Annotated in this window: 24 protein-coding genes; 4 read left to right on the top strand and 20 right to left on the bottom strand. The window is 37.4% G+C overall.

Annotated features, from left to right (window positions below; genetic code table 11):
• Window position 1: 1 nt before the first annotated feature.
• The 5 genes from SNE38_RS06195 to SNE38_RS06175 all read right to left on the bottom strand — a co-directional run bounded on the left by SNE38_RS06195 (window position 2) and on the right by SNE38_RS06175 (window position 7,457).
• Window positions 2-496, bottom strand: a complete 495-nt coding sequence (locus SNE38_RS06195; RefSeq protein ID WP_336046118.1) for a tetratricopeptide repeat protein — start codon at window positions 494-496, stop codon at window positions 2-4.
• A gap of 545 nt (window positions 497-1,041) precedes the next feature.
• Entirely contained in the window at window positions 1,042-3,600 is a 2,559-nt protein-coding gene (locus SNE38_RS06190; RefSeq protein WP_336046117.1) for an S-layer homology domain-containing protein, read from the bottom strand.
• 693 nt (window positions 3,601-4,293) lie between these two features.
• A complete protein-coding gene (locus SNE38_RS06185) occupies window positions 4,294-5,016 on the bottom strand; it encodes a WecB/TagA/CpsF family glycosyltransferase (protein ID WP_336046116.1) in 723 nt (240 codons plus the stop codon).
• Between the two features lie 79 nt (window positions 5,017-5,095).
• On the bottom strand, window positions 5,096-6,364 hold the full coding sequence (locus tag SNE38_RS06180) for a nucleotide sugar dehydrogenase (RefSeq protein ID WP_336046115.1): 1,269 nt from the start codon (window positions 6,362-6,364) through the stop codon (window positions 5,096-5,098).
• Between the two features lie 613 nt (window positions 6,365-6,977).
• Complete coding sequence (locus SNE38_RS06175; protein ID WP_191703181.1) at window positions 6,978-7,457, bottom strand: IDEAL domain-containing protein; 480 nt, start codon at window positions 7,455-7,457, stop codon at window positions 6,978-6,980.
• Between the two features lie 439 nt (window positions 7,458-7,896).
• Here SNE38_RS06175 and SNE38_RS06170 point away from each other — a divergent pair, with 439 nt between their 5' ends.
• Both SNE38_RS06170 and SNE38_RS06165 read left to right on the top strand, forming a co-directional pair.
• A complete protein-coding gene (locus tag SNE38_RS06170; RefSeq protein WP_336046114.1) occupies window positions 7,897-9,471 on the top strand; it encodes a hypothetical protein in 1,575 nt (524 codons plus the stop codon).
• Between the two features lie 51 nt (window positions 9,472-9,522).
• Window positions 9,523-12,273 carry a DEAD/DEAH box helicase gene (locus tag SNE38_RS06165; protein ID WP_336046113.1) on the top strand — a complete coding sequence of 917 codons (2,751 nt, stop codon included), beginning with the start codon at window positions 9,523-9,525 and terminating at the stop codon, window positions 12,271-12,273.
• A gap of 171 nt (window positions 12,274-12,444) precedes the next feature.
• On the opposite strand, the gene SNE38_RS06160 is transcribed toward SNE38_RS06165, so the two are convergent.
• Window positions 12,445-12,855: a single-stranded DNA-binding protein gene (locus SNE38_RS06160; RefSeq protein ID WP_336046112.1), complete on the bottom strand. Its 411-nt coding sequence runs from the start codon at window positions 12,853-12,855 to the stop codon at window positions 12,445-12,447.
• A 255-nt stretch (window positions 12,856-13,110) separates the two neighbouring features.
• On the opposite strand from SNE38_RS06160, the gene SNE38_RS06155 reads away from it, so the two are divergent.
• Window positions 13,111-13,539 (top strand): YwpF-like family protein, encoded by a 429-nt coding sequence (locus tag SNE38_RS06155; protein WP_191703185.1) that lies wholly within the window; start codon window positions 13,111-13,113, stop codon window positions 13,537-13,539.
• Window positions 13,540-13,703: 164 nt separating this feature from the next.
• A complete protein-coding gene (locus SNE38_RS06150) occupies window positions 13,704-14,672 on the top strand; it encodes a nuclease-related domain-containing protein (protein WP_191703186.1) in 969 nt (322 codons plus the stop codon).
• Window positions 14,673-15,466: 794 nt separating this feature from the next.
• Here SNE38_RS06150 and SNE38_RS06145 read toward each other — a convergent pair.
• From SNE38_RS06145 to atpD, 14 genes are all read right to left on the bottom strand, one after another.
• Window positions 15,467-15,829, bottom strand: coding sequence for a hypothetical protein (locus SNE38_RS06145; protein WP_191703187.1), 363 nt, complete (start codon window positions 15,827-15,829; stop codon window positions 15,467-15,469).
• A 111-nt stretch (window positions 15,830-15,940) separates the two neighbouring features.
• Entirely contained in the window at window positions 15,941-16,324 is a 384-nt protein-coding gene (locus SNE38_RS06140) for a hypothetical protein (protein ID WP_191703188.1), read from the bottom strand.
• A 192-nt stretch (window positions 16,325-16,516) separates the two neighbouring features.
• Complete coding sequence (fabZ, locus tag SNE38_RS06135) at window positions 16,517-16,954, bottom strand: 3-hydroxyacyl-ACP dehydratase FabZ (RefSeq protein WP_191703189.1); 438 nt, start codon at window positions 16,952-16,954, stop codon at window positions 16,517-16,519.
• 172 nt (window positions 16,955-17,126) lie between these two features.
• On the bottom strand, window positions 17,127-17,417 hold the full coding sequence (locus SNE38_RS06130; RefSeq protein ID WP_191703190.1) for a DNA-directed RNA polymerase subunit beta: 291 nt from the start codon (window positions 17,415-17,417) through the stop codon (window positions 17,127-17,129).
• 25 nt (window positions 17,418-17,442) lie between these two features.
• On the bottom strand, window positions 17,443-18,282 hold the full coding sequence (locus SNE38_RS06125; protein ID WP_336046111.1) for a flagellar hook-basal body protein: 840 nt from the start codon (window positions 18,280-18,282) through the stop codon (window positions 17,443-17,445).
• A 65-nt stretch (window positions 18,283-18,347) separates the two neighbouring features.
• Window positions 18,348-19,190 (bottom strand): flagellar hook-basal body protein, encoded by an 843-nt coding sequence (locus tag SNE38_RS06120; protein WP_191703192.1) that lies wholly within the window; start codon window positions 19,188-19,190, stop codon window positions 18,348-18,350.
• 72 nt (window positions 19,191-19,262) lie between these two features.
• Window positions 19,263-20,255 carry a rod shape-determining protein gene (gene mreB, locus SNE38_RS06115; RefSeq protein ID WP_318247676.1) on the bottom strand — a complete coding sequence of 331 codons (993 nt, stop codon included), beginning with the start codon at window positions 20,253-20,255 and terminating at the stop codon, window positions 19,263-19,265.
• Between the two features lie 191 nt (window positions 20,256-20,446).
• Window positions 20,447-20,713: a sporulation transcriptional regulator SpoIIID gene (locus SNE38_RS06110; RefSeq protein ID WP_191703194.1), complete on the bottom strand. Its 267-nt coding sequence runs from the start codon at window positions 20,711-20,713 to the stop codon at window positions 20,447-20,449.
• A 339-nt stretch (window positions 20,714-21,052) separates the two neighbouring features.
• Complete coding sequence (locus SNE38_RS06105; protein WP_191703195.1) at window positions 21,053-21,703, bottom strand: M23 family metallopeptidase; 651 nt, start codon at window positions 21,701-21,703, stop codon at window positions 21,053-21,055.
• Window positions 21,704-21,752: 49 nt separating this feature from the next.
• Window positions 21,753-22,562 (bottom strand): stage II sporulation protein D, encoded by an 810-nt coding sequence (spoIID, locus tag SNE38_RS06100; protein ID WP_336046110.1) that lies wholly within the window; start codon window positions 22,560-22,562, stop codon window positions 21,753-21,755.
• Between the two features lie 330 nt (window positions 22,563-22,892).
• Window positions 22,893-24,194 carry a UDP-N-acetylglucosamine 1-carboxyvinyltransferase gene (murA, locus tag SNE38_RS06095; protein WP_336046109.1) on the bottom strand — a complete coding sequence of 434 codons (1,302 nt, stop codon included), beginning with the start codon at window positions 24,192-24,194 and terminating at the stop codon, window positions 22,893-22,895.
• A gap of 366 nt (window positions 24,195-24,560) precedes the next feature.
• Complete coding sequence (locus SNE38_RS06090; RefSeq protein ID WP_191703198.1) at window positions 24,561-24,803, bottom strand: DUF1146 family protein; 243 nt, start codon at window positions 24,801-24,803, stop codon at window positions 24,561-24,563.
• 142 nt (window positions 24,804-24,945) lie between these two features.
• Window positions 24,946-25,353, bottom strand: coding sequence for a F0F1 ATP synthase subunit epsilon (locus SNE38_RS06085; RefSeq protein WP_336046108.1), 408 nt, complete (start codon window positions 25,351-25,353; stop codon window positions 24,946-24,948).
• A 23-nt stretch (window positions 25,354-25,376) separates the two neighbouring features.
• Window positions 25,377-26,792 (bottom strand): F0F1 ATP synthase subunit beta, encoded by a 1,416-nt coding sequence (gene atpD / locus SNE38_RS06080; protein ID WP_336046107.1) that lies wholly within the window; start codon window positions 26,790-26,792, stop codon window positions 25,377-25,379.
• Between the last annotated feature and the right edge of the window lie 16 nt (window positions 26,793-26,808).

Below are 26,808 nucleotides of genomic sequence, written 5' to 3'. Positions count from 1 at the left end.
ATTACATATTCTCAATTTGAGTTAACAATTCTGTCACACGTTCTTGATAGGTAGGATAAGATTCTGGTAGCCAACCCCACTCACGGCATTTTTCGAGAACGATTTTAGAGTCTTCAAAGCGCTCAGCGAATAACAGCACTTCGCCAAATTGCAGCATAAACATTGGATCCTCTACTTTATGGGGATTAATATCCATTGTCTTTTGAAGTAAAATAGCAGATTGTTTATAATTACCATTATTCGCATTAATTAACCCACCCAAATAATTGACGATTTCAGAATTTGGCTGACGTAACAGTAAATCATCAATTAACTCCCCTGCAGCTGGATAATTCCCCTCGTTGTATAGTTGATTCGCTTGTTGATAAAGCGTATCGTCTACTAAAAACTCTTCATCCTGTTTACTCCCCAGAACTTTTGCACTAATAAAACCAACGATAATAAAAGCAACAAACCCTATTAATATGTATTTTCTTGTCGATTCTGTAAATTGCATTGCTCACAATCCTTTATGTGTTGACTTTTGAATAACATTTACATTATACACTATCATTCACTCTTTTTCCTTATAATTCCCTATATTTATAATTTAAACTAGAATTCAGAATACCTAACATAAGTATGTTTTATAATAATTTAATGCACTCAATTAAAATGCTAACTCGAAAAAATTTTTGATTGGATTTTAAGTTATATGACAAAACCAAAATATTGTTATAGATTCAAAAATGCCTAAAGCTATAATCTTCTCATTAATATTAAGTAAGTTATATTAATAAGTCATTAAACTAACTACTATACTTTTAACACCAGATAAATTTCCCTATAACTCATGAAATAGATCAGCTATTTTTGTTTTAAATCTCTGTTTAATTCTCAAAACATTTATAAAAGGACATTCCCAGGATTATTATCCCATACCATATATCACCTAAAGACCCATCAAACAATACAATTACAATTAAAAAGCAGAATTGCATATGCAATTCTGCTTTTTATAACCTAGAATTATATTAATCCTAGCTTCTTAAAGTAAAATTATTACTGTGCTCTAAATACATTTCTGTTGTTAGCAGCATTTGTTTCATATACAAAGCTGTAAACTTTACCTTTGTAAGAAATAGATACTGTTTCTCCAACAGATACAGGGGCAGCACCAAAGCCTACATATAGAACTTTGTTGTTAGCAGCGTCAGTAGTTATTGTACCACGTGTACCACCTGTTTTAGTTGCTTCAATACTTGTAGCTGCTACTGCTTCAGTAAATGTTAATGTAATTGACGCAGCATCTCTAGAAGTAGGATTAGTTTCAGTAGTTTGTACTACATCTGAAATCGTGAAGTAAGAAGTACTTGCACCTGATAAGAATGTTGCTGTTTTAGTAACAGATGTTAAGCCTGATAAACCAGTGTTTGTTGGTGTTGCAGTAACACGAACATCTGAACCGTTAGATTTTAAGTAGATAGAAACATCCGTTTGCCCAGCAACTACAGTACGGTTTAAGATTGTTTTTGAAGTATATGCAGGGATTACAACAGCTACTCCATTTTCTACAACAGGGTTACCAGCTGCATCTACTAATTCAACTGCTTGTGCACCTGCACGTACTGTAAATTGTACTGGTGTATCTGAACCGTATGAACGAGCTTTACCATTTTGATCAGATAATTGGTAAGAAAATTCTGCAACTGTGTCGCTACCGAATGTTGTAACTTCCTTATCATCCGCATTTGTAACTACTAATTCACTTCTGTAATCAGCAGCTCTTGTAGTACGGAAGTAAGTGATTTCTCCTGTAACTTGTAAATCTTTCTTATCTAATTTACCAGGTTCAGAACCTGCACCTGTACCATTGTCAATAAATGCAATTGGTGTTACAAATGCATCAGCATCAGGGTGACTAACTGTAAACTTAGCTACTCCATCTTTATCTGTAACAATGCGGAATGTTACTGAGTCAGTAGTTGTCGGATTTACACGTTCACCATCAACATCATATACACGTACTTCATTACGCAATGTTGTTGTTTCGTTATTAAAAGTTACAAAAAGTTCTGCATTTGCTAATGCTTTACCTTCTTTATTCTTAAGTGTTGCAACATAGTCGCGTCCACCAGTCTGAACATCGTTTAAGTTAATAGATGCAGTTTGGTTACCTTCAGCTTTAATTGATAAATCAAATACTGACTCTTTAGCAAATGTTACTGTTGAACCTACAGCTTGTAAAGCAGTAGCATCATACTTAGCATTTGTGCCTGGGTTGTTTACGAAAGCAATCGGAGTTACTGCTGCATCATCACCAGTTAATACTAAGTTTGCTTTACCTGTAGCATCTAAACGAATAACACCTACAGCATATCCACCAGTTGTATATTCATAAGCAAATTTAGCAGTAGCAGAATCACCAGTAGTGTTTAAACCTAGGAACTCTACACCACGAACAGCTTTTTCAGGAGCTACATTTAAGTTTTCTTTGAAAGCTACGTAAACTAATTCATTGTTTTCACCAGTAATTTGGTAAACTTTTTGTTCACCATTAGCTAAAGTTGTTCCTTCTGTAACATCTTTAATTGCTAAGTTTGTATCCCAGTATACTTTTGCAGCTGCTTTTAATGCTGGTTTACCAGTTGCATATGCATTTACGTTATCTGTATTACCTTGTGAACGAGTATAAGTATAAGTTGCTACACCATTTTCGTCAGTTTTTACAGTTTCTGTAATTTGAGGAACGATAGTTGTATCGTTAACTAATTTTTCATGGAAGATATCAAACTTCACAGGAATGTTAGTTGTAGATTCACCTTCAGCTACAGTTACTTTAGCCTTTAAAGTTACTGTTTCACCATAAGTACCTTGGATTGAAGTTTGTTCAAATGCAATTGCAGTAGGTAATACTGATGAAGCTTCTTGATCTTCTTGACCAGCAGCTGTGTAATCAGCAGTGATTGTTTTGTGTAAGAATGACGCGAATTGACCGCGAGTTGTGTTACCTTTTGGGTTGAACGCTGGTGCAGCTGGGTTTGTAATGTCATAGAAGTCTAATACAGAAATCGCTGTGCGAGCTTCTGCTTTAGCTTGAGTTAAGTCAGTTACATCACCTTTGAAATCTTGAGTAGCTACGTACTCTTCTAAGCTGATATTGTATACAGTGTTAACTGTACGTACTAAAGTGATAGCCATGTTTTCGCGAGTGATTGGGTCACCAGCTAAAAGGTTACCGTTAGAACCTACGAATACGCCAGCTTCTTTAACTAAAGAAGCGTATTTTAATAACTCTTCGTTAGTTTTTGTAGTTAAGTCAGCAAATGCTGGACGAGTTTTGTAGTCAGCAGCAGCTTCATAACCTTTAGTTTCTAAAAACTTACCTAATAATTTAACTACGTCAGAACGAGTTAATTCTTTGTTAGGCTTGAATGTGCCATCTTGGTAACCAGAGATGATACCATCACTTACTAATGCAGTGATTGCTTCCTCGTGTGTGTTACCTGAAATGTCCGATAATGATGCAGCAGATGCAACTGGTACGATTGCAGATGCTACTAATGTAGCCGTCGCAGCTGTTGCTACGAATTTTTTGTATTTCTTTGGTTGGTTAGCCATTGAAAAATTTCCTCCTCATAAGTGAAAATAATAATTTTAGTTACCCACACGAAAAATGTGCAGAAAAACTAACTACACATAAATTCTAGTAGTATACATTTACTATGTCAATCTTTTTTTACCAATAAACCCACAAATCACCTGTTTATATTAGGTAGAAGATATATAACAGCAAATATATTCAGATAACTTAAAATTTCTTTAATTATGACACACATATACTCATAAAGACAACATTTTCTTTCACAAATAATCGATAAACCTATTTTAATATAGTTATTCTATTTGTTAAATTTAGGTTTTCATAACTTAAAAAGGTATGAATTTGGTTATATAATACAGTAATACCAAGGGTTTAAATGGAATTATAACATTACAAATATTACTAAAATATTACTTTTATAATATAATGATTATTTATGTGAACATATTTTTTACTACTTAGCTATTATATTAATAGTACAAATTTATAGAACCTATTCGATAAATTTCGACAAAAATAAAAAAAGAAAAAGGCTTTAGCATTTAAATGCTAAAGCCTTTTTCTCGGGCTACCAACCGTTTTTTTCCTTGCAGGGAAAAGTATAAATTTAACTATATATTGTAGAGGAAATCTTACTACTGAATTTAGTGTAACACTTACATTACAAATACACAATCAAATATTACAAAGATTACACTATTTTTTTTCCATTACTTGCTCTTTTTAGGGCTACGTGCCACTTCTAATAAAAATAAAGGCAACGCAATTTGACGTTTAATACGATGTGGTTCCTTCATTAAACGGTAAAACCACTCCATACCCACCTTTTGGAAAGCTTCTGGTGCGCGCTTCACATTTCCGGCCAGTACATCAAATGACCCACCCACTCCTTGATAAATCGTTGGATGCAGCTGATCTCTGTTTGCATTGATCCAGTTTTCCTGCTTTGGCGATCCCATTGCAACAAATAATAAATCAGGTTTCACTTCATTAATTTTGTCTATTATCTTTTGATTATCCTTTTCATAGCCGTCCTGTGTGCCGGCTATTTGAATCGTTGGATATAGTTCCTTTAACTTCTCGGCTGCTTTGTCAGCGACACCTGGCTTTCCGCCGTATAAAAAGATCGGCTTTCCGCGCTTTGCTGACTCTTCACATAGACGAAGCATCATATCTACACCTGTGACACGTGATGTAATTTGTCCCTTCTGTATTTTCGAGGCTAAAATGACACCGATGCCATCCGGAATTTGAAACTCAGCATTATTGAGAAGTGTTTTTAATGCCGGATCTTCTTTTGCTTTTATAATTTTTTCTGGGTTAATGGCCACAATTAATGATTTTTGCTCTTTTTCGATTTGTTCGAATACGATTGGCAACAAATCATCATAACTTTCGGTATTAACTTGTATGCCGAGTACGGTTTCTTTCATATTAACTCTTCCTTTCTCAATATTGCTTCTATAAACACAGCAGGCAGTACGCTTTATACGCACTGCCGAATTTACTTTATTAGTTCTTAGCATCTCCAAGTAAGTGGAACTGGTAGCCTGCCTTTTCCCAAACTTCGCGGTTTAGGCAGTTTTTCGTATCAAATACGATTTTACTTTTTACGTTTAACGTAGCAGGGTCAAGTTCGCGGAATTCTTTATGATCTGTTAGGAACACTAAAATATCTGCCTGCTCCAAAGCTTCCTGCATGCTTTGAGTTTGTGTTTCATGCTTGTTTTGCTTAATATGCGGGTCATGTGAGACAACTGTTAAACCAAGCTTTTGCAGTTCATCAATAACAATTGTTGATGGACTTTCACGCATATCATCTACATTTCCTTTGAATGCTAAACCGAAAGCACCGACTGTTGCACCGGCAATACCGTTTTTATTTAAAATAGCTTGTGTTTTTTGTGCTGTGAAACTTGGCATAGAGTCATTTGTATTACGAGAAAGGTGAATAATTTGTGCTTGTTCGCCACCTAATTCCACTAAGAACCATGGATCTACTGCGATACAGTGACCACCTACACCTGGTCCTGGGAAATGAACATTTACACGTGGATGGTAGTTCGCGAATTTGATTGCTTCCCAAATATTCACGTCTAATTTCTCAGCCATTTTCGCTAATTCGTTGGCAAATGCAATGTTCACATCACGGTAAGTGTTTTCCATAACTTTTACTAATTCTGCTGTCGTCGCATCTGTTAAATGGATCTCGCCTTTTACAAATGTTTCGTATAGCTCCTTTGTAAGCTCCGCTGATTTTTGAGAAATTCCGCCAACAATACGATCATTGTTAACTAGCTCTTCAAAAATACGGCCTGGAATAACTCGCTCTGGAGAATGTGAAACAAATAGTTCTGTTCCAATTTCAAGACCAGATTTCACTAATTCTGGCAGCATTACATTTTCAACAGTTTTTGGTGGAACTGTTGATTCTAATATTACTAAATCGCCTTTTTTCACGAAAGGTACGATTGAAGCCGTTGCCTGACGAACATATTCTAAATTCGCTGTATTGTCCGGATTAATCGGTGACGGTACCGCGACAATGTACACATCTGAAGTTACTGGTGTTGTAGATGCAGTTAAAAAGCCTTCATCTACTGCCTTATTCAGGCGCTCTTGTAAGCCGTTCTCCTCGATATGTAATTGTTTTTCCTGAATACTTTTCACAGCTGCTGGATTCACATCAACACCGTGTACCTTTACGCCGTGATTTGCAAACATTACCGCCGTTGGTAAGCCGATATATCCTAACCCAACGACACAGATTGATTTTGTCATGATCGTTTCTCCCTTTCACTTTCAAAAAAGCTATATCTCATTGTTTGATTATTGTTTAATTTGTTCCGCGCATTTCGCCCGCATTCAATTTAATACGGTTTTTCACTCCCGCTTTATATATGTAACGAAATTAATAATCGAATGGTTGCAATTTAATGCTTAGAAAAATAGTCCTGCCTTACAGTATACAACTTTCTCTTCGCTGTGTGAAATAGTTTTTATTTTTTGTTAAAGTTGCGCTTTTAATAAGAAGAGCGTTCAAATAAGCATTTGTATAAGTTCGGCTTTTGTTATGAACTCCACTCTCTTGATTTATCATGTCCAATTTAAAGTTAAAAAATAATAGTTCACATTTATTCGCCACTATTTCTGTTTTATTCGTCACTCTTGAACCGATAATCGACCATTCACATGTGATATTAGACAGTTGGCAACAAATAATGTCCACTTCACCCTTGATATTCGTCAATTTGAATTATATTAGACACTTTTATGATTTAATCGCCACTCACATCAGCATATTCGCCACTTCCCCAAACTCCGCACACATTCCAAAAGAAAAAACCCCATTAGCTAAAATAAGCTAACAGGATTTAATATTGATGTTGGACTATCACGATGCGTAGCCTCCAGTTAATTTTGCCTTCTCTGCCATTAGGTCATGGAATAATGCTTCGTTGCGTGCTTCTAGGGCATCATCAATTAAGCGTGTTAAATTATGTTCTTCCAAGTTACGCACAATATTTTCAACCTCTTCATTAAACTGGTACTGCTTTTCACTTTCAGCTGGTCTTACTTGATTCGAAACTTCCTCGATAAGAGGCATTAAATATTCATGTACGTTGGATACAAGTAAAAGTTGATAAAGTGGAAGGCGTACAAATCGATTGCCGCGCTGGAAAACAAATACTTCTGATAAATTTTCAACTTGCATTGAATTTAAATCAATAATCATTTCCTTCCCCTCAATCGGAATGAAGTGGAAAATTTCCTCTTCTTTTGTGATTGAAAAATATTGATAAGCAAAGACTAAACGTAATTTCGACCCTGTCATTTTTGTATAAAATGGTTTCATAAATTGAACTTGAATCATTGGAATTCCTCCTTTATTGAATTTTTTATACTGCATTTATTCGAGTCCTAAGACCTAATTTCAATTATCATATGGATTATTTCACCGAAAAGTTCCTGCTGCTTTTCTCATTTCTTATAGTTTCCCCATACTTTCTTTTTTTCAAACTCCCTAAACTTAACATCCTTTAAAAAAATAATTCCCCGCTATTCAGATTACCGCTTTGTATTAATTCGTATTATAATGGAAGGAACGACTTTTTTAACTTCTTGCAGCAAAGTCCCTTTTAGGTGGAGTGATGTTTCAGAACGCTCCTCCCTTATGGACGAGATAGCTCTAATTTTTGTTGCAGAAGTTAAAGCCTCCAACTTTCGAAGGAAGGATTCTTTGCGCTAGCGTACAGCCAAATCCGGACAAATAACACCGAGGCGTAATTGATAATTAGGAGGGGAAACCCGTTTTGAGTTTAACGTTTTCTGAAATTGCTCATGCTCATAAAGATTTTATTCAACATAAATTACAAACTTTTGAAGATCAGCTTCACCCTTCAGCCGATGAAGATGCAGAATTGGTGACTCGCGCTATGTTTTCCATTCGTAACCAAGCAATCAAGCCGCCACATTATTCTACATTTTCTCAAATCTTAGTATGCCAAATACAGGATGTGAATACTGCGGAAGTGACGATTAATTTCCCACAGAAGCAAATTAGCTGCAGTTGCCCAAAAACTGAACTGTGCCGGCATCAGCTCGCAACCATTTTAAAGCTATCCCAATATTTTATTTCCTTACAGCAATGGCTTTCAAATTGGCGTTCTAAAAAATCAATTCCGCTGCATTCATTGGCAGCAGCACGAAGCCCTGAAAACTGGCAACGGATGGCGGATGAAGTACTGAATTATGCGGTTAAAGGACACCAGCCGATCGAACCTTATGCACTTTCTGCACTAAATGAAAGTATTCGTTCAAAAATTCAGCGTCATCGTCCATATGAACAGGAATGGCAGGAGCTATACCAATTATTTATGGACATTGCCATTTTGAAACATTTCCTTTTGCATGCGGTTAAAACAAAAACAGATATGGAACATCATTATTTTCAATTCTTTTTGGAAAATACATTAAGCCGCATTCTACGTTCGATCGATGCATTAAGTAAAACGACACGCTTATTTGCTACTGAACCGTTTTACGATGCCTTGCAGCAAAGTGTACGGGACATCCTCTTCATTGAAAAGGGAGCAAAATCATTCCGCCTGACACTGTATTTACAATTTTGGACGAAGCTCTTTGATGAAAAGAAACGCATTACAAACGAATTGATAATTTTAGAACAAAGCTCTGATATCGAAACAGATTTGGATTTAGATGTAGTATTGGCGATTTTCTATATTTTATTAGGCTCTACATCACCTTTAGAGCGTGTAACGGAAATACTGGATGAAGATAATGTAGAAAGCTTTATTGAAGTCGCACAATACGCTCTTCACAAAGGCTATGTCGATGAAGCGGCGATTATTTTGAAAAAGGCACTTCCTTTATTACAGACGTTCGTACAGGACAATTTGCTCCCGATTCGTCGCCAAAAGTTTATACGTAAGCTCGATAAGCTATATGGACAAATTTCGTTAACCGAACAAGAAGAGCTGGGGTTATACGCTTCTTTTGGACGATACGGCATTGAGTCATTTTCCAATTATTTATTGCGCCACAATCGCTTCGATCAATGGGTGGCACTGCATCAACTTTATAAGTCCTCCATTCCTTATTTGGAGCAATGCGGCTTAAAGGATGTTGTCGCACAATCTCCTGAAATCGCGCTTCCTCTTTATCATTATTATGCGATGGAGGAAATTCAGCAAAAGTCACGTCAAAATTATAAACAGGCAGTACGTATATGGCGTGCGATGAAAAATGCTTCCAAAAAAGCCGGAAAGCTCGACTATTTCACATCATATATTGAGGCCGTACAGCAACAATTCAAGCGTTTACGTGCGCTACAAGAAGAAATGAACAAAAGCAACTTACTCGGATAAGTTATGTATTTTGCTAATAGGAGGTGACATTGCGTTTATAGCGCAAATACTATGCATTATTTATTTAATACAAAGCTACCCTTTGTGAAAGTAATTCGCATCAAGCTTACGGAGTTACGTCCTGGTTACTTCCGCGCTACTGCGTACAATAAAAATGACTTAATCTTACCGACAGCTAACTGGATTCCGTCGCTATTTTTTAAGTTTGAACAAAATTTTTATGGATTAAGCACTTCCTTGGAGGAACGTGATTTAATCCTATCAGCTGCTCAATTGCTCGATGTTCTTTCACCTGCAAACCGTCATCCATTTTTGGACTTCGCTGCCTATGATGAGGAAACCGTTGAGTATTTTCAAACATTACAAACAACTCTGCCACTATGGAGCGATCCGGCACTCTGGCAACAGGCAACGGTAACTGCAGAAGACTTCTCTTTTCCAAATGAACTCTTACAATATGCGGTCGAACAAAAGCTGATGGACGCAGGGTTAACTAAGGAAGACACATTGGCTCTCATTCCTTTTTTCCAAAGTGGTGGCTGGCCGATGCAAACTTCGCATGTTTTTGACGGTGTTAAAATGGCACTACGCTTACGCGAACCAGAAGAAAATGAGGAAAATTGGATTTTAGAAACCGTCCTTATTAGTCCCAGTTCCATTAAACATTGGACACCTGCTTCGTCAAAACGCAAACTTCCGATTGAAGAGGCATTGCCCAAAAAGTGGAGTACGATTGCCAAAAATATTGAAGAGCTACAAAATCAAATAATCGATTTAATTCAATTAAATGCTGAAAGTACGCACTTTATTCATAGCCATTTCAATGATCTGGAAGTACGTGATTTTCTGCGTCAGGAACTAGCCAAATTACAGGCATTAGGTTTTGAAGTAATTTTACCCGCATGGCTTAAAGAATTAAGGCAATCTAAGATGCGCGTACGAGTAAGTGCAAATAACCAATCCGCTCGAAGTGTGGCAGGTCTTGACGATATTTTGACGTTCAAATGGCAGTTTTCGATGAATGGCGAAGAAATTTCAGCTGAAGCTTTCCAAAAACTCGTGGACGAAAAACGGGAATTTGTTCGTGTCGGTACAGAATGGTTCCGTATCGATGCAGAATGGCTCAATGAAATGCGTGAGCTTATGGAACAAGCGAAAGAAGAAAATTGGACAGTACGCGATTTACTGTTCCGTGAACTTCCTGAAACGCTGACTGCTCCTCTGGAAGATGATGAATTAGATGCCGAGCATGATGACCCATTATTCGCATTTGAGATGCAGCAATCGCTTCAATCCTATATTGATCAGCTGCAAAATAAAAAAGGACTACCAAAAGTCAATGTACCAGCTAAGCTCCATGCTGAATTACGTCCATACCAGCAGGAAGGTTTTGAATGGCTCGTCTTTATGCGTGACCAGAAATTTGGTGCCTGTTTAGCGGATGATATGGGGCTTGGAAAAACTGTACAGCTTATCACGTATATGCTTCATACAGTATCCGTGCTACAAATTGATAAACCGACATTAATTGTTTGCCCTACATCGGTTGTCGGAAACTGGCAAAAAGAGTTAACTCGCTTTGCTCCTGATTTAGAAGTCTATACACATTATGGCCCCCGTCGTTTAAAAGGGAATGACTTAACAAGCTATTTAGAGACTCAACGTCCTCATGTTATTCTTTCGACATATGGAACGGTTACTCAGGATGCGGATGATTTACAGCAAATTGATTGGTCAACAATCGCTTTAGATGAAGCACAAAACATTAAAAATATGCAAACACTGCAATCCCGTGCCATCCGTAAATTAAAGGGCGATCATCATATTGCGTTAACTGGGACACCTGTTGAAAACCGCCTTTCAGAACTTTGGGCCATTTTTGACTTTATTCATAAAGGGTACTTAGGTAGCTTTACGAAGTTTGCGGATAGTTTTATTACACCAATTGAACGCGATGAGTCAGAAAGCCATAAGCGCGTTTTACGGATGAAGATTCGTCCGTTTTTACTGCGTCGTTCAAAGCGGGATCCCGAGCTTCAGCTGAACTTACCGGAAAAGCAAGAATCGCTTGAATTTTGCGCCCTTACACCTGAGCAAGCTGCACATTATGAAGGTTATATTCAAGATACGCTGGCATCACTTGAACAACTGACTGGGTTTGAGAAAAAAGGGCGTATTTTAAAAATGCTCAATAAACTAAAACAACTATGTAATCACCCTGCCCTGTTCTTAAAAGAGCCATTTGATGGAGCGAATAGTATGGTGAATCGTTCAGTAAAACTTAAGCGTATTATTGAAATGACAAAGGAAATTATTGATAATGGTGAGCAATGTTTAATTTTCACTCAGTATATCGGTATGGGGAATTTAATCCAGCATTGCTTAACAGAGCTTTATGATGTGGATGTCCCATTCCTGACTGGGAGCATGCCAAAACAACAGCGCGACAATTTAGTCGAACAGTTTCAGGCAGGTGAATTCCCTGTATTTTTACTTTCGCTTAAAGCTGGCGGTACTGGACTTAACTTAACTGCAGCTACACATGTACTCCATGCCGATCGATGGTGGAATCCAGCAGTGGAAAACCAGGCAACAGACCGGGCTTATCGAATTGGGCAAACTCAGTTTGTCCAGGTGCATAAGTTTGTAACGATTGGGACAATTGAAGAGAAAATCGATAAAATGATTGCAATGAAATCTACACTGTCCGAAGAATTAATACAGTCGAGTAAATGGCTGACCGAGCTTGACGATTCAGAACTAATGGATTTACTCGTTCTCGATACAGGCAATTTAAAATAATAGAAAGAGTCTACTTTTACGCCATGAAGTAGACTCTTTTTATGCTTACTTCACTACTTTTATTTAGTTGTTATAGGATTGTGAGAAAGAATGTACTACTGTGCGGTCAAACAGTAGATTAGAGCTGTTCACCTCCGCTATAGGAATTTTACTTTTAGGAGAGTATACAAATTAAAGTGGTTTTACGAGTTTGCTATCATGTTCGGGTAGCACGAAATCTGCTGAAATAGAGGGCGGTGATGCAAGTATTTCCACTTCACCTGGGGTTTTGAGTGCATAAAATTGGACTTCCTCAGCATTCACTTCCATCGTATACACCTTTTGATTATCACGATTTAAATAAGTTCTTGATTGCAGACGTCCTTTTATACCGATGAGCGAACCCTTTCCACAATACTTCGTAATCACTTCGGCTGTTTTCCCCCATGCAATACATTGTACGAAATCCGCATCAACCTTCCCTTCACTATTTTTGTATGGGCGATTGACGGCGACTGTGAAACTTGTTTGCATACGCCCCTCCGATAATTGTCTTAGTGCAGCATCTTTCGTTGTTCTTCCTACAAGTCCAACATGATTCATTCATTAACCTCCCTTCTTTCGGAACTAGCTTTATCATAGCCACATGATTCTTTTTTGGCAAAACGGCAAAATGACGATTTCAAGTGAAATGGACTTCGAAAAATTTAATTTAACATACTTGTTTTTAGAATGATTTTTAGGTAAATACTAATAAACAATAGCTTGAAAGCATTAATTTAAGTATGCTGATTCTTACAGTTTCGCATTTTTTATATGTTATACTTTTACAAAAGACAATTGAGGGGGATTTATTAATTGAAGACCTTTAAAATGCTTGCTTTTGATTTATTACTTTCGAATGAAATCAAAAAAATCCCTTTAATTGATGGCATTATTATTAACCAGGAAAACAGCCATCAAATGTGGATTTTAGAGCTTTTTACAGAAGATACATACTATGATTTTTTCCAAAGCTTTATCACGTCCGGCGAAGCTATCGATGCACGTGCCATTATCTCTCTTCCTGACAATGAACCAGCACCGTTTGCAGTTGTCGTTCATTCCATTACAAAATTGGACGATAAAATTTCAGTGCTTATAAAAGGACGATTAAAGGCACAACGTAAAAAGTACGCGGAGCTATTATTAGGAAAGCTGCTTGAGGATGGTTTACGTAATGATGAACTTCTTGAGGCATTTGAACAAGGGATGCGTAATCGTCCTTCGTTAAAAGATAAAAAGTGAAAGTACGGTACTTGATGCCGTACTTTTTTTGTGGAAATGAATATTTGGTATGTACAGATAAGTGTAAACAGCAATTTACTTTAGAAATATGTTTAAAATTGCACTTTTGGTGTAATTTGTAAATAAATTTCACACATCGTATATTTATGGTGGAGGTGTAGTCAGTGCAAAAATCAAAACATTATCTTTATACAGAAACCTTAATGAAACGAATTTTACCAGATGACTATGAGGTAAGTTCAATTCAGCAGGAGTTTTATCGGTTGGAGGCGGGATTATCAGGTGAAGTGAAGCTAAAGCAAACTCTTTCTGATTATTTCTTTAAAACGGATTATCACATAATTTATAATTTCGAATGTATGAATGAAAATGGCTTTTCACACCAAATGGATGCAATTTTAATTACTCCATTCTTTATTTTGATTTTTGAAGTAAAGCAACTATCCGGCACATTATTCTACAAACCTGGACAACATGAATTTTTCCGCATCCATAACGACAAGCGCGAAAACTTCCGTAATCCGCTTGATCAAGTATACCGTCACCAGCTATTTTTGGAACAATGTTTGAGAAAATGGCAAATTAATATTCCAGTTTATTTTGCTGTTGTCATTGCAAATTTCCAAGCGATGTTGGATGAATCACTGGACAGTTTCCCTATTTTCCATATTAGCGGTGTCCCGAGCTTTATTGAAAATCTATATCGCAATACATCAAAATCAAACGCTAACATTAATGTTATTATTGCAAAACTTAATCAACTTTATAAGCCCCTTCCTCCACGCCGTTTCATCAGCTCGAATCGACTTCGTAAAGGCGTCCTCTGTAAACAGTGTAACTTTGAAAATACGATGCATTATCATTATGGTTTATTTATTTGCAATTTTTGCAAGTTAAAAAGTCGTTCTGCCCTCTTCGAAACACTCCATCATTACCGTATTTTAATTAGCGAAAAAATTACTAATCAGCAGTTCCGTGAGTTTTTCGGAATTCAAAGTATCCAAGCTGCTTCAAAACTTTTAGTACGACTCGGCCTCGAGCGCCATGGTACGAAAAAAGGAACTTATTATATTATTCCCGAAGACATTTTACAATGGGAAGAAAAAAGAGTGCGAAAGGTACACATTCAGTAACTTCTGTAGGTGGCGGATATTTTATCTTAAGTGACGAATATGACAGAGGATTTGACGAATATCATGGTTGAAGTGGCGATTATTTTTCTATTTGACGATTATCGAGGCTGAAGTGGCGATTATCTAATCCTAAGTGACGAATATTTCAGAGGATTTGTCGAATATCGACCCAAGAGTGGCGATTAAATTGATAAAAGTGGCGAATTTCTAGTTAAGGTTATTGTATAGCGACCCTTTTCAATATTAAGTGGATAATAAAATTCATTAAGTGACGAATATATGATCCTAAGTGGCGAATATTTTTCTATTTGACGATTAACGAGGCTGAAGTGGCGATTATCTAATCTTAAGTGACGAATATCACAGAGGATTTGTCGAATATCGACCCAAGAGTGGCGATTAAATTGATAAAAGTGGCGAATTTCAGCTTAAGGTTATTGTATAGCGACACTTTTCAATATCAAGCGGATAATAAAATTCATTAAGTGACGAATATATGATCCTAAGTGGCGATTATTTTTCTATTTGACGATTATCGAGGCTGAAGTGGCGATTATCTAATCCTAAGTGACGAATATTTCAGAGGATTTGTCGAATATCGACCCAAGAGTGGCGTTTAAATTGATAAAAGTGGCAAATTTCAATTCAAAGTTATTGTATAGCGACCCTTTTCAATACCAAGCTGATAATACTGAACACTTGTCAATTATCGATCCAATGTGGCGAATAAACCCCAAATTCTCACTCGTCCCTAAAAAAAACCAGCGTCCAAATTGAACGCTGGTTCTTTTTAATTATTGATTGTCTATCTTGTCTTTATCATCTCGGTCTTTTCGATCCTCAATGATATCTTCCTGGTTTACGGATGGTGCACCTGGTGCAGTTACACCGTTATCACCATTTGGACCGCTTGAGCCATTCGGTACATTGGCATTGTTGTCCATTGTACTTTCATTTGTTTGCCCGTTTTTGGCATTCGGATCGACCGTGTCAACCGTATCATCAATGACGTCACGTGTATCATCCATTACATCATTAACACCATTTTTGACATCGCCCGCTGGAGTATTGCCATTTTGAGCGTTATCATCGTTGTTACACGCCGCTAAAAATAACGCCGACCCAAGTGAAATTGCTAATAATAATGATTTTCGCATAAAAAAATCCCTCCTCTCCGTATGCAATCATTGATCAATCACATCATGTCCTCATGTGATCGTACATAGATTGCCCGGGAAAAGAAGGATCTATCCTACAAAAAATTTTGGTTATTTTAATTTATCTTTTAAAAGCTGTTCAACATAAGCGGCTTCTGCTTTACAGTCAAATTTGAAATTTGTTCCTAATTTTTTCTGTAATTTAGCAATTTCTTTTTTTTGCTTTTCTGTTGGCTCTTCATTTAAAATTTTTGAAATGACCTCGTCCATTTTCTTTGCAATTTCTTCATGGAATTCTGTGCTCAGTAAAATGTCTGCTGGGATCTTATCAATCCATGCCGCATTTTCCTTAAAATAATTTTGCCAGCTGGCCATGTAGTCTTCCATTGAAAACTTTTCCTCATCCCAACCAATGCTTGCTAAATAAGCTTCAAACGACGTCGATATTGATCGTGTAATGCTAATTTTTACGCCTGAAGACAGTTGTTTATACATCTATTTTAAAACCTCCTACGTTTAAAGCCGAACTTCGCTCATTGTATATGAGTGTTTGAAACTTCCATAAAAAAGGGGTAACTTGCAATAATCTCTCTAATTGCGTAATTTGTTAAAATTTTGTAAAAAAGAGGTTGAATAATTTGTTCAACCTTTATATTTTATAATCTTTAAGTTATAAATGCAAATGGCTTACTTTGGCTGTTCTGGTCCGATCGCAAACAAAATCTCACATTCGCATACAAGTTCGCCGTCTACAGTAGCAATACCGCGACCTTTACCCATTTGCCCACGCAATTTTATAAATTCCACTTCTAGCTTTAATTGATCGCCCGGTACAACTTGTCGTTTAAAACGACAATTATCTATACCTGTTAAGAAAACAAGTCTTCCTTTAAATTGTGGTGCATTTAATAGAGCAACGCCGCCTACTTGTGCTAATGCCTCGACAATTAATACCCCCGGCATAACCGGGTAGCCAGGGAAATGACCGTTGAAAAATTCTTCATTTATCGAAACATTTTTTAAACCTAGTGCACGCTTTCCTTCTTCTATTTCAAGAATACGATCTACTAGTAAAAACGGATAACGGTGTGGTAATATATTTTGAATTTGTTCTGAGTTTAACAAAATAATCCCCCTCATTTACTCTATAATATTATGTATAAAAATGTTACCAATTATGTATGGATCAATAAATCAACGAAAGCATGGAAGAAAAGCGCATGATTTTTTGCAGCTTTTCCGCATTTACTTTTTCGTTGTAAAGGGATCGTTCGGTAATGACCTTCCCGACAATCCCCTACTCTTTCCCATTGATAATATTGAGAAGATGCTGCCATGTATCCCCTTTTAAAACATCCGATGTAGCGCCATCTCCTATGATACTATAGCCAACAATTAGCCCTACAATTGTTGCGATACCAAAGAGAAGGAAGACAACTATTATTCGAAGCCAAATGGGAATTAGACGAAGTCGGACCCAGCGAGCAGGCTGATCCGTGTTTGGCTCAGAAACTTCTCTTAACCTACGTCTCGTCTTTTTTGCTGGAGGCTCTTGTTGTACAACTCGTCTATCTAGCTCTTTTGTCATAATTTTTCTCCCTTAGAAATACTGCTTAGCGAATGCCGTTAATTAATCCAAGCATTTGGTCTGCAATGGTTACCGCACGTGTATTAAATTGATATGAGCGCTGTGCCTGTATCAGATTTGTCATCTCTTGCGATAAATCTACGTTCGACATTTCAAGCGCACCTTTTTGTATACCTACTTGACGATTTGCTCCTTGTAAATCCGTTAGCACTTGTGCCTGTGTAAATCCAAGCTCGTCCAGGTTTTCTGGTAAACCAATATATGTCCCACCCTGTAATTTTTCCATTACTTGTGGTTTTTGCAATGATGAAATACCTAATTGGAAAGTTAAGGTTGCACCATTATCATAGTTTGCCACTAAAGTGCCATCCGAATCCATCGTAAACTGTGTCACATCATCTGGGAATGTAATCGGCTGACCGTTTGCATCTGCTACTTGGTATCCGTCACTGTTCACTAGTGTGACAATTCCAGCTTCTGTAGGAGTTACATAAAAGCTACCGTTACGTGTATAGGCAGTACGTACGTCACCTGCATCATTTTGCATCAATACATTAAAGTATTGGTTTTTCGTTGTTAAAGCAAAATCCAAATCACGTTCTGTCAATTGAATTGAACCTTGTGCCTGGTTTGATTGGATTTGACCAATTTGTGCCCCGACACCATAACGAATGCCTACAGGTGTATCCCTTACAGTACGGTCATATTCATCGTTATTAAACTGTTGATAAAGCATTTCAGAAAAATTCGCTTGCTGTGCTTTATAACCATGCGTATTACTATTTGCAATATTTGAACTGATTGTATCTAGTTGCTGTTGAACTTGTGACAATGTATTTGTCGCAGTCATCATTGTACGTAACATTATCTAGTACCTCCCTATTATACGAAAATTCAACGGTTAATGAAAATCATTTACCATTTCCTTATTTAGTTAACGCGTCCAATTTCGTTTACGGCTTTCTCCATGCTCTTATCATATGCCTGCAGCACTTTTTGATTTGCTTCGAATGCGCGATACGCTGTTAAAAGGTCTGTCATTGCTTTTGATGCATCGACATTTGAACCTTCTAAATACTGTTGCTGCATTGCAAACTGAACATTTGCCTGACCGTAAGCTGAAGGTAAATCAACACCATCCAACGTATTAAATAAACCATTCTCTTGCTTAACAAGTACATCTGGATTTTCAGAAAATGCGACACCTAAAGTGCCAACCTGTACACCATTTTCGTCAAAAATCGCACCATCCGCACTAATACGAATATTGTCGTTTGTCAATTGCAGACGCTCGCCATTCGAATCCAATACAAATAGTCCTTGAGCATTTACTAGATTTCCTTGTCCATCCATCGTAAAGTTCCCGTTACGTGTATAGCTTTCTACACCATCTTCATTTTCCAGACGGAAAAATATTTGAGCAGAATTACCTGAAGCCTCGTCAATTGGTAACGAGCTATTTATTAATGCTATATCAGTCGTTAGGCCTGTAGAATATATTTGGCCTTGTGCTTGATTAGGCATCGTTTCTTGTAAATATACACCGGCATTTAACGCGCCTACTGGATTCAACTTTTTTAATGCAAAGCCCTTTTCGGTAGGGATTGTTGTCGAATTTACTGCAGACATCAACATATCCGGAAATGATCGGATTGTCGTTTGGTCTGATTTGAAGCCAGGTGTATTTGCATTGGCCATATTATTTGTTAGAATTTCTGTTTTACGTTGTTGTGCAACCATTCCTGTAGCTACTGTATAAAAACCTTTAAACACCCATTTCACCTCTAATTAATGTTTGTATTTATAATTTATCGGTAAAAATTAAAGAATTATTAGTAATTTAACTTATTTATTTACCGCGCGATCAATATTGTCTAGCATAATTCCAGTCCCAATTGCCACACAATCCATTGGGTTTTCTGCGACAAATACAGGAACTTTCAGCTCTTCAATTAACAGCTGGTCAATCCCATGCAATAACGCACCGCCGCCTGTTAAAATAACGCCTCGATCGATAATATCTGCCGATAATTCAGGTGGTGTTTTTTCCAGCACATCTTTTGCCGCTTGGACAATCATCCCAATCGATTCACGCAATGCATGCTCAATCTCTTCTGAATTAATTTCGATTGTACGCGGTAAACCTGTAACCATATCTCGACCGCGGATATCCATTGAGTCATTACGCCCACCTGGGAAAACTGTACCTATTGTTGTTTTAATATTTTCTGCTGTACGTTCGCCGATTAACAGCTTGTATTCTTTCTTTATGTATTGCAATATATCATTGTCGAATACATCCCCTGCGACTTTTATAGATTCGCTTGTTACAATATCCCCCATAGATAGCACCGCAACATCCGTTGTACCTCCACCGATATCAACGACCATATTGCCACTCGGTTGGAAAATATCCATGCCAGCTCCAATTGCTGCAACTTTAGGTTCTTCTTCCAAATATACTTTTTTGCCGCCTGATTTTTCAGCAGCTTCCCGAATAGCCTTTTGCTCAACGGATGTGATATTAGTAGGACAGCAAATTAAAATACGTGGCTTTGAAAGAAAACCTTTTAATTCCAATTTATTAATAAAATGCTTCAGCATTGCTTCTGTTACATCAAAATCAGCAATGACTCCATCCTTTAATGGACGAATTGCGACGATATTCCCAGGGGTACGTCCTACCATTTGACGTGCCTCTTCACCGACTGCTAGTACTTTATTTGTCTTTTTATCAATTGCTACCACGGACGGTTCATTTAACACAATCCCTTTACCTTTTAAGTGAATGAGCACATTTGCAGTACCTAAATCTATCCCAATATCTTTTGAAAACATGTTTTGTAATTCTCCTTCCGACCATTTCAACATGTATACGAATCTTTATATCTCTATCTTAGTTATTTTATCATATACAATACTTAATTACATCAATATTAAGGGAAGGTTTTTCCTTTATAATGGATTTTAATGGAATAATTATGGATTTATAATCACTTAAAAAAGCATTTAGTTGCTATAAAAACAGCCTAAATGCTTTTTTCTTGTTGCTTAGATATCCACTTTTTACGTGTTGCTTCACCACCGCGTAAATGGCGAATCGATTTGTTGTAGGATAATACCTGTTGTACTTGTAGCGCAAGTGGTTCATTCACTTGTTTTAGTCGCTCTGTCAAATCTTTGTGTACAGTACTTTTTGAAAATCCCGTCATTTTCGCGAGTGCACGCACGGTTTCCCCTGTCTCTACCAACAGTTCACCCAATCGAACGCAGCGTTGCCGAATATGTTCGTGCACGTCCTCTCCCTCTCTACCCGAATATCAATTACGCCTCGGCGTAATTGCGTCCAGATTTTTTTGAGTTTAGGCTCACAGGATGTGGGGTCAGTTTGCCATTGTCGCACGAAGCGACGTTTTTAGGCTGACTTCCTCAGTTCCTTAAAAAATCTGTGACAACTGCCAGAGGCATATCTTCATACAACAGGTGTCACAGACAACTATGGTATGAAGATTAAGAGCCTTTCTTTCTTAATATTTCACCTTATGTGAGTTGGCTCTTATTTATTCGAGTTAGAATGAAGGAATCGTTGAGATCTTGCTAAAAACATTTCTGTATCAATCCATTTTGTCAGGAAATCAAAAGGATAAATATTTGTTCGGGTTCACTAATACCCCATCTTCAATAACTTCGAAATGTAAATGGATACCTGCTGTAGGATTCCATTCATTTTCTTGAGAAGTAGCGATTGGCTCTCCTTGAGAAACTTTATCTCCTTGTTTTACAAGAATATCTGCCACTGAGTTATAGCGCGTTTGCATACCGTTTGGATGTGTTAGGGTAATCATATTGCCCGTAAACGAATCCATCTTTACTTCCGTTACTTCACCGCTCATTGCAGCAACTACTTCAAAAGGCTCGCTATTAATCGCAATAGATACCCCTGTTGATGTTGTGAATACTTGATTAAATACAAGTAATGCATTTTCTCTTGTTGCTTCATCTTTTGTAACATCATAAAAATCTTGTAAAATTGTCACTTCACTTAAGTATTGTTCTTTAAATGGATACTTTAACGTTTCTTGAGCTGTAGATGTTGGAATAATCGTTTCTTCCACTGGCGCAGATACTTCACTTAACAATTCTTGCTCTTCCTGACTTTCATATAATGCAGTAAAACTAAAAATTACGGCCACAATCATTACTGCCATACCACCGTATACAACCGGCCAAAACCATTTTTTTTGTGTAACTGGTTTTTGAGAAGGCTTTTGTTTAACTTCTCTCATATTCATCACCTCAAATGGAAGTGTAGACAGGAGTTTTAAAAGTTAAACATCATTTTTTACAATATTTTATAGTTTCTAGTGTAGTGTTTGGATAATAATGGGCGAGTATTTGTTTTGCTGCACTTCCATTATGAGCCATCGCATTAGCTCCATACTGGCTCATGCCTACCCCGTGCCCGTATCCATAGGTCGTTAGTGTAATACCATTCGCTGTTGCTGACCAAGTAAAATTACTGGATTTCAAATTTAAAAGTGTTCGAAATTCTCGTCCTGACCATGTTTTTTTGCCGATTTTGATTTGCTCAATACGTTGAGAGTCATTGCGCTGAATTTTAGCGTTTTGAAATTGGGCCTTCGAAAATTTTTGTTGAAGTTTTTTATTTAGTTCCTCGTAGGTGTAATGCGTTTTCTCGGCATCAAGTTTTTCAGGTGAAGTAGTAGATGTCAAATAAGGTATGGAGTTGCCACTATAATTTTTAGCGGATTCTGTTTGTTGATAGGACGAAGCATGAAACATTGCAGTAATTAGTTCATCATTGTAAGTGAGGATTTGATTCGCTGTTTGTCGAACCGCTTCTGTAAGCTTCTGTTCATTTTCTGCGAAGGTAGTTTGCCATTTTTGTTCACGTAAATTTTGATCATTGTATACTTGGTGTGCGGTCGTTGTAAGTATTGGTTTTGCACCATAGTCTGTTTGTTTCAATACGTATGTGCGTGCAGCAATAGCCTGAGCCTTCAATGCTTCTAGATGGAAGCTTGCCGGCATCTCTCCTGCTAGGACACCGATCAGATAGTCTTCAACTGGAATTGTTTCATTGTTCGCAGTAATGAGTATTGGACAAGACTCTGTTTGAGGCAATGGTTTTGTTGAAGTAGTGCTGGGATTTTTAGTCTTAAAAGTAAGGGGTATTAAAAATAACAAAACACAGATGATGGAATAAATTATAATTTTTTTCATGAGACAGTATATGAGATGGTTGGAGGAATATGAGTTGGATTATTTAAGAGAAAATGAGATATTTACATTCTACTTTTTATTGTCATTATCTATTTTTCGAGACATATACTCTACTGACTAGGTAGTTTTATTTATTTCTATAAAAATTCTCTATCATTTTAAAAATCTCCTGAAAATTAAAAAGCATTTCGAAAACTTTATAAGCCCTCGAAATGCCAAACTATTTATAATTTAAACTGGTACACTTGTTTCCTGTAAGATTTCTTCTTCTGTATCAATGCGCTCGATTTGAGCACCTAGAGAAGCCAATTTTTTGTGGAAATCTACATAACCTCGGTCTAAATGGTGTAATTTTGTAACACGTGTTACACCTTCCGATACTAAGCCAGTTAAAATAAGTGCTGCTGCTGCGCGTAAATCTGTAGCTGAAACTTCAGCTCCTTGCAGATTTTTCCCACCTTCAATAAAAACAGAGCGCCCTTCGATCTTTGCGTCTGCATTCATTCGACGGAATTCTTCAACATGCATGAAACGGTTTTCAAAAACTGTTTCTGTAATGATGCTTGTTCCGTTCGCTGTTAACATTAAGGCCATCATTTGCGATTGCATATCGGTAGGGAATCCTGGATGTGGCATAGTTTTAATATCCACTGCTTTTAAGGGGTCATTTGAACGTACACGTACGCCTTCATCTTCCTCAACAACTTCAACGCCCATTTCACGCATTTTTGCGATTAATGCCGTCATATGCTCAGGTACTGCATTTTCAATAAATACATCGCCGCGTGTAATTGCTGCTGCTACCATAAATGTACCTGCTTCAATACGATCTGGAATAATATAATGCTCGCAACCTTTAAGTTCTTTCACACCCTCGATGCGGATTGTATCTGTTCCAGCACCGATAACACGACCACCCATCGCGTTAATAAAGTTTGCTAAATCTACTATCTCAGGTTCTTTTGCAGCATTTTCTATAACCGTAGTACCTTTTGCAAGTGCTGCTGCAGTCATAATATTTTCTGTAGCGCCTACACTTGGGAAATCTAAATAGATTTCTGCGCCTTTTAATTCATCTTTTACCTTTGCTTCCACATAACCATGTCCAAAGGAGATTTCTGCGCCCATTGCCTCAAAGCCTTTTAAATGAAGTTCAATAGGACGAGATCCGATAGCACATCCACCTGGTAATGCAACACGTGCATAGCCATTACGCGCCAATAGCGACCCCATCACTAAAATCGATGCACGCATTTTACTAACAAACTCAAATTGTGCTTCACTTGATAGCTTCATAGATGCATCTATAATCATTTCATTTTTCTCAACATTAAACTCTACAATAGCATTTAAACTTTTTAAGACTTCACCAATCGTTCCTACATCAGCTAGGTTCGGTACGTCTTTAATCATATTTTTATTTTTAGAAGCTAATAGAGAAGCAGCTAAAATTGGCAATACAGCATTTTTTGCACCCTCAACGCGTACTGTTCCTTTTAGAGTCTGACCCCCAGTAACAATAATTCTCTCCACAATTCGTCCCTCCGAATTCAATTCTCATATAATAAATGGATAAGTTCAATTTAATAATAATTATTTTAAACTTCATTTGACTTCAATTTTACACACAAAAATCATACTACATTTATTGGCACTTTATTTCAAGCACCCAAAATACTATTTTAAGCTAATTTTTCTGAAAAGGCTATTAAATTATAATACGCAGCGCAACTATTTAATGTGAATAGACAAATTTTCACAACTTAAGTAGCATCTTCTATTAACTACCCAAAACAAGTAGCTATACAAACGTCAATATTTCCTAGGAAATTTTATTTCTTGGAGTGAAAAACAAACGGTTATTGCTCCCTGCAAGAAATAAAATGCTCATCTCCCTTTTTAACCGAAAATATAAGGGATTGTTTTAGACCAACTTAGAAAATTTAAAAAGAAGTCTGCTACAGCCGAGCCGATTGCAATACTCATAAATATATAAAAGAGCTGGATTTGAAACGTTTTCCCTTTTTTAAACAATTGTTCAATACGTAAGCCTTGTAATGCATAAAGAGCCATTCCTATAAATATAATATATGCTAAAACATTAATGATTGCCTGTTGACCAGCTTCAACAAATAAATCCATTTTTCTCCACTCCTTTTAAAAAACGAGAATAGATTTCGCACGTAGTATTATGGCGAATCGTGCTTTCAGATTTTTGTTACTTGAAAATATGTTACATCCAAAAAAAGCGGGCAGAGAGACCTCTGCCCGCACGTCATCAAATTTAGATGTTACCCTCATGAACGTTGATACGATTCATCGCGCGATTTAAAGATAGTTCCGCACGTTTGAAATCGATGTCATCTTGTTTCTTTTGAAGGCGACCTTCAGCACGCGCTAAAGCTTCTTTAGCACGTGCAATATCGATAGAAGCAGCAACTTCAGCAGAAGGAGCCAAAATCGAAATTTTCTCAGGACGAACTTCAATGAAACCACCGCTAACCGCTGCAACTTCTGTCGTGCCATCTGCTTTTTTAAGCTTCACTGCACCAATCGCAAGTGGAGCAACCATAGGGATATGGCCAGCTAAGACACCGATTTCACCTGAAGTCGTTTTAGCGATTACCATCGTAACCTCTGAATCGTATACTGAGCCGTCGGGAGTGACAATATTGACTGTAACTGTCTTCATATTTTTTCCTCCTCGTCAGCTAATTAAACTTGTACGCCCATTTCTTTAGCTTTCGCTACTACTTCATCAATAGAACCAACTAAACGGAAAGCATCTTCTGGTAAGTGATCCCATTTGCCCTCAAGGATTTCCTTGAATGAACGAACAGTTTCTTTAACCGGTACGTAAGAACCTTTTTGACCAGTGAATTGCTCCGCTACGTGGAAGTTTTGAGATAAGAAGAACTGGATACGACGAGCACGTTCTACAGTTTGTTTATCTTCATCAGATAACTCATCCATACCTAAGATAGCAATGATATCTTGTAGCTCACGGTAACGTTGGATTGTACGTTGAACACCAGTTGCGATTGCATAGTGTTCTGGTCCAACGATTTCTGGTGATAATGCACGAGAAGTCGAAGCTAGTGGGTCTACCGCTGGATAGATACCCATCTCAGATAATTTACGCTCAAGGTTAGTTGTTGCATCTAAGTGGGCGAATGTTGTAGCCGGAGCCGGGTCAGTATAGTCATCGGCTGGTACGTAAATCGCTTGGATAGAAGTTACAGAACCTTTTGTAGTAGATGTGATACGCTCTTGTAATTTACCCATTTCTGTAGCAAGTGTTGGTTGGTAACCTACTGCTGAAGGCATACGACCTAATAGGGCAGAAACTTCAGAACCTGCTTGTGTGAAACGGAAAATGTTGTCGATGAATAAAAGTACGTCTGCACCTTGCTCATCACGGAAGAATTCAGCCATTGTTAAACCAGTTAAAGCTACGCGCATACGTGCTCCAGGTGGCTCATTCATTTGACCGAATACCATCGCTGTTTGTTTGATTACGCCTGAATCTGTCATTTCGAAGAATAAGTCGTTACCCTCACGAGTACGCTCACCTACACCTGCGAATACAGAAATACCTGCGTGCTCTTGTGCGATGTTGTTGATTAATTCTTGGATTAATACTGTTTTACCTACACCGGCACCACCGAATAGACCGATCTTACCACCTTTAATATATGGTGCTAATAAGTCTACTACTTTGATACCTGTTTCAAGGATCTCTACAGTAGTTGATAATTCATCGAATGTTGGAGCTTCGCGGTGAATTGAATCACGACGAACGTCAGCAGGAATCTCTTCACCTAAATCGATAACTTCACCAAGTACGTTAAATACGCGACCTAATGTAGCATCACCAACTGGTACTGAGATTGGTGCTCCTGAGTTTGTTACTTCTGCTCCACGTTGTAAACCATCAGTAGATGACATGGCAATTGTACGAACAGAATCGTCACCTAAGTGAAGCGCTACTTCTAATGCAAGAGTAGTCGGTGCTTCGTTAGGACGTTCAATTGTAACTGTTAATGCGTTATAAATATCTGGTAATTGACCATTAGCAAACTTTACGTCTACTACTGGACCCATTACTTGAAGAACGTGTCCTTTGTTCATTACTTTGTACCCTCCT

It is taken from the genome of Solibacillus ferritrahens (genome assembly GCF_037027585.1).
Taxonomy (GTDB): domain Bacteria; phylum Bacillota; class Bacilli; order Bacillales_A; family Planococcaceae; genus Solibacillus; species Solibacillus ferritrahens.
Note: the sequence above shows the minus strand (reverse complement) of the source record. Positions and strands in the feature narration are given on the sequence as shown.